Origin of the sequence: Roseibium sp. (assembly GCF_050301095.1) — a bacterium.
Classification (GTDB): domain Bacteria; phylum Pseudomonadota; class Alphaproteobacteria; order Rhizobiales; family Stappiaceae; genus Roseibium.
The window spans coordinates 22,482-30,812 of the sequence record NZ_JBNKYW010000164.1; the positions used below are offsets into that span (position 1 = coordinate 22,482).

An 8,331-nucleotide genomic window follows, 5' to 3' on the forward strand; every position below is an offset into this window, starting at 1 on the left:
GGGTGAGAGCAGGCCATGGACGACCTCCTCAGGGAATTCATTACAGAGACGAACGAGAGTCTCGATGTTGTTGACGTAGAGCTCGTGAAATTCGAGCAGGAACCCAACAACGCAACTATTCTGGATAATATTTTCCGTCTGGTGCACACCATCAAGGGCACCTGCGGCTTTCTAGGCCTTCCCCGGCTTGAAGGAATTGCGCACGCTGCGGAAACGCTGATGGGCAAGTTTCGCGACGGTGCGCCGGTGACACAGGAAGCCGTGACGCTCATTCTGGAATCGATCGACCAGATCAAGGATATTCTCGGTGAGCTGGAATCTGCCGAAGGCGAAGAGCCGGAAGGCGACGACAGCGTGCTGATCGGCCAGCTGGAAAACATGTCCGCCAAGGCCGATGCGGCAATGGCCGGAGGTGTGGCTGCGGAAGCCGCGGAAGCCGCGGAGGCCGAGGAAGTCGCCGCCGTTGAGCCTGAAGCAGAAGCTCCCGTCGAAGAAAGCGTTTCGGAACAGTCACTTGAACGCCCCTTGCGTCCGGGTGAGGTCTCCCTTGACGAGCTGGAGCGGGCTTTCCGCGAAACGGAAGTTGAGGTCGAGATTGCGGAAACGCTTGACGCCGAAGCCGAGGAAATCTGCGATGAATCCGAGGAAGTGGCGCCGGCAGCGGTAGCAGCCAAGGCGGAAGCCAAACCGGAAGCAAAGGCACCGGAAGGTAAGAAGGCCCGCGGTGAGGCCGGTGAGAAGAAATCCTCCGGCGGCAGCGTTTCCAACCAGAGCATCCGCGTTGCGGTCGACACGCTCGAGCACCTGATGACGATGGTGTCCGAACTGGTGCTGACCCGGAACCAGCTCCTGGAAATCGTGCGCCGGCATGAGGACAGCGAATTCAAGGTGCCCCTGCAGCGTCTTTCCAACGTGACGGCCGAACTGCAGGAAGGTGTCATGGCGACACGCATGCAGCCGATCGGCAACGCCTGGCAGAAGCTGCCGCGCATCGTCCGCGACCTCAGCCAGGAACTTGAAAAGCCGATCGAACTGGAAATGATCGGTGCGGATACCGAACTGGACCGCCAGGTCCTTGAAATGATCAAGGATCCGCTGACCCACATGGTCCGCAACTCCGCAGACCACGGCCTGGAACGGCCGGACGAGCGCCGCGCCGCCGGCAAGCCGGAGAAGGGCACCATTACCCTGGCGGCCTATCATGAAGGCGGCCACATCATCATCGAAGTCCGTGACGACGGTAAGGGCATCGATGTAGACAGGGTCAAGGCGAAGGTCGTGGAACGCGGTCTTGCCACGGAAGCCGAAGTCGACAAGATGACGGATTCACAGATCCACAAGTTCATCTTCGCCGCCGGGTTCTCCACGGCAGCCGCGGTCACCAGCGTTTCCGGACGCGGCGTCGGCATGGACGTGGTGCGCAACAACATCGAACTGATCGGCGGGACCGTTGATCTGCGCTCGGTGTCGGGCAAGGGCTCCAGCTTCATCATCAAGATCCCGCTGACGCTCGCCATCGTCTCGACGCTGATCGTCGAGGCCGCCGGCGACCGCTTCGCGATCCCGCAGTTGTCGGTGGTCGAACTGGTTCGCGTTCAGACCAACTCCGAACACCGGATCGAACGGATCAAGGACACGCCTGTCCTGCGCCTGCGCAACAAACTGCTGCCGCTGGTGCACCTGTCCCAGCTCCTCGGTATCTACGAAGGCGAGAATGCCGACGAGGCCATCGATGCGGACAACGGCTTCATCGTGGTGATGCAGGTCGGCAGCCAGACATTCGGCGTTGTCGTCGACGGTGTCTTCCACACGGAGGAAATCGTGGTCAAGCCGATGTCGACCATGCTGCGCAACCTCGACATGTTCTCCGGCAACACCATCCTGGGCGACGGTTCGGTGATCATGATCATCGATCCGAACGGTATCGCCAGCGCCATGGCAAGCCATGCATCCAGCGCGGTTGCGGAGAATCAGGAAGACGAGCACGAGGATCTGCAGCGCAGGGCCATCACCGGCCAGACCTCGATTTCCCTGCTGCTCTTCCGCGCGGGAGCGCCCGAACCGAAGGCCGTGCCGCTGTCGCTGGTCACGCGTCTGGAGGAATTCGAGGTCTCGAAGATCGAGCGCTCCAACGGCCGCGATCTTGTCCAGTACCGGGGGGCTCTCATGCCGCTCGTCTATGTCAACGAAGGCGACAGCCACAAGACGGAAGGCACGCAGCCGATGCTGGTCTTCTCCGACGCCGGCCGTTCGATGGGCCTCGTGGTCGACGAGATCGTCGACATTGTCGAGGACCGCATGAACATCGAGGTCGGTTCGGAACGCCCGGGCGTTCTCGGCTCGGCGGTGGTCAAGGAACGGGCAACGGAGATCATCGACCTCGGCTTTTACCTGCCACAGGCCTTCGAAGACTGGTTCATGCGCAAGGAGATGGACATCGAGGCGCTGACCAAGAAGGTTCTCTTCGTCGACGACAGCTCCTTCTTCCGCAATATGCTGACACCGGTGCTGAAAGCCGCAGGCTATGACGTGACCACCTGTGTCGGTCCGCAGCAGGCTTTCGAGCTTCTGGAGAATGGCGACAAGTTCCACGCGATCGTGAGCGATATCGAAATGCCGGAAATCAACGGCTTCGAGTTCTGCGAATCGCTGCGCCGCGACCCGCGTTTCCGCAACATCCCGATCCTGGCCCTGTCGTCCATGGTGACACCGGCTTCGATCGAGCGGGGCCGTCAGGCCGGCTTCGACGACTATGTCGCCAAATTCGACCGGCCCGGCTTGATCGCGGCCCTGAAAGACGTCTTCTCCGGTGAAATGGGAGTTGCAGCATGAGTGTCCTGGAACACAAGCTCAACACGGGTGAAAAAACCGCCAGCGACATGATCCAGTATGTGACCGTCGTGATCGGAGGCCAGCTCTTCGGCCTCCCGATCTCCCAGGTCCATGACGTGTTCGTCCCCGAGAGCGTGACCCGCGTGCCGATGTCCGCACCCGAAGTGCAGGGCGTTCTCAATTTGCGCGGCCGTATCGTGACGGCGATCAACATGCGCCGGCGTCTGCATCTGCCCCCGCTCAAGGACGGGCAGATGATGGCGGTCGGTATCGAATACAAGCAGGAAAGCTATGGTCTCGTCATCGACACGGTCGGTGAAGTGCTGACGCTGCCTGCCGCTTCCTCGGAACCCAATCCATCGAACCTGGATCGCCGCTGGGCCGAGATTTCCGGAGGGGTTCACCGTCTGGATGGACAGTTGATGGTAATTTTGGACGTGGACCGCCTGCTTGGCGCGATGTTCACCGAACCCATGGCTGCAGCATAAGAGGCCGGAAATGGCCATTGAGTGGAGTTACGCCCGATGAAACAGTGCCTTGTAGTTGATGACTCGAGTGTCATCCGGAAGGTGGCCCGCCGTATTCTCGAAGACATGAATTTCGAGATCACCGAAGCCGAGGATGGCCAGCAGGCACTTGACGAGTGCAGGAAGACCATGCCGGACGCGATCCTCCTGGACTGGAACATGCCGGTGATGGACGGGCTGGAGTTTCTGACCAGCCTCCGAGCGGAAGAAGGCGGGGAGAATCCCGTTGTCGTCTTCTGCACGACAGAAAACGATGTCGCCCATATCGCACGAGCCATTCGCGCCGGTGCCAACGAATACATCATGAAACCTTTCGACCGTGAGATTGTCGAAGCCAAGTTTCAGGAAGTCGGTCTTATCTAGTTTCGAGTTGGGCAGTCTTAATGGCATTTGCGCAAAGAAGTGTCTCCGCTGGCGCGAGTCCGGGCAGCGACCCCATCAAGGTGATGGTCGTTGATGACGCGGTGGTCATCCGCGGTCTGTTGACCCGCTGGCTCGGTGAAGACAAGGATCTCAAGGTTGTCGGTTCCCATCGGAACGGCAAACTAGCGGTCGAGGACATCGAAAAGAGCAATCCGGACGTTGTCGTCCTGGATATCGAAATGCCGGAAATGGACGGGATGACCGCGCTGCCGCTGATGCTGGCCAAGAAGCGCGACCTAGTCGTCATCATGGCGTCCACGCTGACGCGGCGGAACGCGGAAATCAGCCTGAAGGCCCTGTCTCTCGGTGCCGCCGACTATGTGCCGAAGCCGGAGACCACGTCCGAAGTTACGACCTCGATCGACTTCCGCCGGGAGCTCGTCGAGAAGGTGAAGGCGCTTGGCGCCCGTGCCATCCGCCTGCGCGGTCCGGCACGCACGATGCGTGCCGAAACCAGAGCGGGCCGCACGGCCCTTCCGGCAAGGCCCGTCACGGTTCGCCCCGCGACCGACACCAGGGCAAGCTTCCGTGGCGCTGCCCAGGCTGCCGCCGTGGCGGAACAAAAGTTCCAGACCCGCCCCTATTCGACTGCAAAACCCCGGATCCTGGCGATCGGTTCGTCGACCGGGGGACCGCAGGCCCTGCAGGAAGTGATGAAGGAAGTCGGCACGGCAATGAACGACGTGCCGGTGGTGATCACCCAGCACATGCCGCCAACCTTTACCGCCATCCTGGCGGAACACGTCGGCAAGGCCGCCTTGCGGCCGGCCAAGGAGGGCGCGGACGGCGAAATGTTGAAGCCGGGCAACATCTACGTGGCTCCGGGCGGCAAGCATATGGTGCTGGAAAAGGATGCCGGCGCCGTGAAAATCCGCCTGAAGGACGGCCCGCCGGTGAACTTCTGCAAACCGGCAGTCGATCCGCTCTTCGACAGCGTAGCCAAGGCCTATGGTTCGGCAAGTCTGGCTGTCATCCTGACCGGGATGGGCCATGACGGCGCCGACGGGGTGAAGACGATTGCTGCCGGCGGCGGCAGCGTCATTACGCAGGACGAGGCGACCAGCGTTGTCTGGGGCATGCCAGGAGCGGCGGCACATACCGGCATGTGCAGCGACATTTTACCCTTGAAGGAGATCGGGCCGAAGATCTCGCGTGTGTTGAAGGGGAACACAAGATGACCCCAAGCGAGTTCGAATTCCTGAAGAACTTCCTGAAGACCAAGTCCGGTCTGGTGCTGTCGAACGACAAGCAGTATCTGGTGGAAAGCCGTCTGCTGCCGGTCGCCCGCAGTTCCAAGCTGGAAACGCTGAGCGCCGTCATCCAGCAGATTCAGCGTGGCGGCAACCGCGCGCTGGAAACGGAAGTCATCGAGGCGATGACCACGAACGAGTCGTTCTTCTTTCGTGACAAGACGCCGTTCGAGCATTTCCGCGACACGATGCTGCCCGCCCTTCTGGAGAGCCGTGCCAGCCGGAAACAGATCAAGATCTGGTGCGCGGCGGCCTCCACCGGTCAGGAACCCTATTCCCTGGCGATCTGCCTGAAGGAAGACAAGGCCAAGATGCCCGGCTGGCGCACGCGCATTCTCGGGACGGACCTGTCCCAGGAAGTGCTGGAGAAAGCCAAGACCGGCCTCTACAGCCAGTTCGAGGTCCAGCGCGGCCTGCCGATCCAGATGCTTCTGAAGTATTTCGAGCAGAAGGGCGACATGTGGCAGATCACTCCCGAAATGCGGGCGATGGTCGAGTGGCGCAAGTTCAACCTGCTTGAAAGTTTCAGTCTTCTCGGCGAATTCGATATCGTCTTCTGCCGGAACGTGCTGATCTATTTCGATCAGGAAACCAAGTCCGAAATCCTTGGACGGCTGGCAAAGTCCCTGCCGGACGACGGCTATCTGGTTCTGGGCGCGGCTGAAACTGTCGTCGGCCTGACGGATGCCTTCAAGCCGGTGCCCGGCAAGCGCGGTCTCTTCCAGAAGAAGCAGGTTGTCCAGGCAGCGACCGGAACGGTTGCAAGTCCGCGTCTGGTTGCGGGCGGCGCCTTCCAAAGATAGGCCCTGTCCTGCAGCACAAAATCAAAAGGCGGCCAAGTGCCGCCTTTTCTATTGGAAATGACAGGTTCTTTTCCGCAAAAATTCAGTGCCGCATCAGCGTGTTCTGATTGATCACATACTCGTCCGCGAGAGGAAGGGCGGCCGCGCCGACCGCTCTGGCCAGAGGCCCCCAGCGTCCACCCTCAACAGCCGGTTTCTCAATGCCTTGCAAGTCCAGTTGATCAAGTTGCCGGCTGACCAGTTCGACCAGTTTTTCGCGGACAGTCGGCGGAAAGCTGCCGTCAATGACAACGGTTTCGAAATCGATCACCGACAAAGAGGACACGATAGCGTGCGCGATTCCGAGTGCCGTGGTTTCCAGCCACCTTTCGACGAGCCCGGCGTTTTCCTGCCAGGCGTTTTCGTCACCATAGATGGAGAACCGGTCGCCTCCGGCAAGTTCGATCATGTTTTCAAGTACTGAGAGTGAAGCATAGTCCACCAGCCTGTCCTTTCCGGGCGTGCTGACGGGAACGCGCATGGGCCCGAAGCCTGCCGCTCTACCGGTTCTGCCACGGAACACGCTGCCATTCAGGGCGATGCCGCCCCCGATCAGGGTGCCGACGAAAAAATAGAGAAGGTCCTGGGTGGACTGGTGCGGACCAAACAGCAGCTCCGCGCCGCAGGCGGCGGTGCCGTCGTTTTCCCGATAGACAGGCCATGGCCCCAGATCGGACAGTTCCCTGGACAAGTCGACGTCCCGCCAGATTTCCATCTTCGACTTCGGCGCACCGAAGTCCATGGTCCAGTTCCAAAGTTCGTCGGGCATGGCGATGCCGAATCCCGAGATCTGCTCCTTTTCAAGACCGGCTCCCTTTAACAGGGAAGGCAGGTTGTTCCGGGCAAAGGCTACGGTTTCATCCGGCATGGGGTATTTGTAAGTCGTTGAAACAACGCTTCTGACCTGGCCGGTGAAATCGATGACGACGAAGTCGGCGACATGGCGGCCGATTTTCAGGCCGAGGTAGTATCTGGCATCCGGATTGATGCGCATCGGTACCGAGGGCTGGCCGATGCGGCCCTTGATGGGCGCGCCGCGCAAAAGCAGATTTTCGTTTTCCAGCGCCCGGAAGATAACGGAAACTGCATTCGGAGACAGTCCGGTCAGCCGGGTCGCTTCTGCCTTGGTAAGCGCGCCATTCTTGCGGACAAGATCCAGGACAAGTCTTTCGTTGAAGCCGCGCACAGCAACCTGGTTGGAACCTTTTTGAGCCGCCAGGATCTGTTGCTCGCGCTTTTCAAACTTCATTTCTTGTCTCCGAGAAAATTGAATAACGTTTGACGGCCGTGCGTGCAAGGCATCGAAACCAATACCAACCGTGATTGATGGGAACCTTTCTGGCCGTGTTTGGAGTCTGTTCGGCAAGGAGCCTGTCGCAGAGCGAAGCAGCGCATCGGTCAAGGCGGGTAACGCCGCTGAACAGTCTCCAAACACCTCCTTCGGTGGGAGTGTTTGGGTTCGCCGGACAGCGTTGCACTTTTAAGCGGCCAATCAGACCTTGGTGCGCAGTGCGCCTTGCCGGTAAACCGGGACACCCCATCAGATAGATCCCCGTCAATTGCGTTTGGTATAACGACCTTGCTCACTTTCGTGGCCAATCAGAGAGCCGGGTCTCCCTGTCATCGGCTCATAGTAATTACTTCATAATGAATTAAGTTTGACAAGGGAGAATTTTTTGAGTATCTCTTTGGGCGATCAGGAGGCAGCCCGGTCGGGGCAAGCTCGATGGAAATGTAGGCAAGTCCTGATCACCAAGGATCGAAATCATCCGGAGTGATTTACGCGGAAGTGCAAGCGGCCAACGGTCGATCCTTGTCAGCCGCGTGATGACAGCCGAAGCGGTAAATATCTACTTCATTATGAAGTATCTGAATCTTGTCTCGAAATGCCCCGCAATGTAGGCGCTTCGGGGCTCCATACGGGAGGTAAAAATGACATCCATGATCCGCAAACTACTCGCAACGGGCTCCGTTCTCGCAGCCATGGCAGCAACTCCGGCAGCGGCTGCCGACATCTCCGCCTGCCTGATCACCAAGACGGACACCAATCCGTTCTTCGTGAAGATGAAGGAAGGAGCGAGCGCCAAGGCAGAGGAACTCGGCATCGAACTGAAGTCCTTCGCCGGCAGGGTCGACGGCGACCACGAAACCCAGGTGGCCGCGATCGAGACCTGCATCGCCGATGGCGCCAAGGGTATCCTGCTCACCGCAGCCGACACGTCTTCCATCGTCCCGGCCGTAAAGCAGGCCCGTGGCAACGGTCTTCTGGTAATCGCGCTCGACACCCCGCTCGATCCGATCGACGCTGCGGACGCGACCTTTGCCACCGACAACTTCAAGGCCGGTGAGCTGATCGGCCAGTGGGCCGCCGCCAGCCTCGGCGACAAGGCCGCCGATGCCAAGATCGCCATGCTCGACCTTGGCATCAGCCAGCCGACGGTCGGCGTTCTGCGCGAC

7 protein-coding genes are annotated in these 8,331 nt (G+C 59.9%); 6 read left to right on the forward strand and 1 reads right to left on the reverse strand.

The window, feature by feature from the left end; genetic code table 11:
* The first annotated feature begins 15 nt into the window (after positions 1 to 15).
* Genes ACQY7U_RS15155 through ACQY7U_RS15175 form a run of 5 tightly spaced genes read left to right on the forward strand, consistent with a single transcriptional unit; the run spans position 16 to position 5,835 of the window.
* Positions 16 to 2,832, forward strand: a complete 2,817-nt coding sequence (locus ACQY7U_RS15155) for a hybrid sensor histidine kinase/response regulator (protein WP_428645845.1) — start codon at positions 16 to 18, stop codon at positions 2,830 to 2,832.
* On the forward strand, positions 2,829 to 3,320 hold the full coding sequence (locus ACQY7U_RS15160; protein WP_428645848.1) for a chemotaxis protein CheW: 492 nt from the start codon (positions 2,829 to 2,831) through the stop codon (positions 3,318 to 3,320). The genes ACQY7U_RS15155 and ACQY7U_RS15160 overlap by 4 nt, the downstream gene beginning before the upstream one ends.
* 36 nt (positions 3,321 to 3,356) lie before the next feature.
* Positions 3,357 to 3,722, forward strand: a complete 366-nt coding sequence (locus tag ACQY7U_RS15165) for a response regulator (protein WP_428645851.1) — start codon at positions 3,357 to 3,359, stop codon at positions 3,720 to 3,722.
* Between the two features lie 20 nt (positions 3,723 to 3,742).
* Complete coding sequence (locus ACQY7U_RS15170) at positions 3,743 to 4,960, forward strand: protein-glutamate methylesterase/protein-glutamine glutaminase (RefSeq protein WP_428645854.1); 1,218 nt, start codon at positions 3,743 to 3,745, stop codon at positions 4,958 to 4,960.
* Positions 4,957 to 5,835 (forward strand): CheR family methyltransferase, encoded by an 879-nt coding sequence (locus ACQY7U_RS15175; protein ID WP_428645857.1) that lies wholly within the window; start codon positions 4,957 to 4,959, stop codon positions 5,833 to 5,835. The genes ACQY7U_RS15170 and ACQY7U_RS15175 overlap by 4 nt, the downstream gene beginning before the upstream one ends.
* A gap of 82 nt (positions 5,836 to 5,917) precedes the next feature.
* Here ACQY7U_RS15175 and ACQY7U_RS15180 read toward each other — a convergent pair whose 3' ends face one another.
* Positions 5,918 to 7,123 (reverse strand): ROK family protein, encoded by a 1,206-nt coding sequence (locus tag ACQY7U_RS15180; RefSeq protein ID WP_428645859.1) that lies wholly within the window; start codon positions 7,121 to 7,123, stop codon positions 5,918 to 5,920.
* Between the two features lie 692 nt (positions 7,124 to 7,815).
* Here ACQY7U_RS15180 and ACQY7U_RS15185 point away from each other — a divergent pair.
* A partial coding sequence (locus ACQY7U_RS15185; RefSeq protein ID WP_428645862.1) for a substrate-binding domain-containing protein occupies positions 7,816 to 8,331 on the forward strand: 516 nt, incomplete at its 3' end.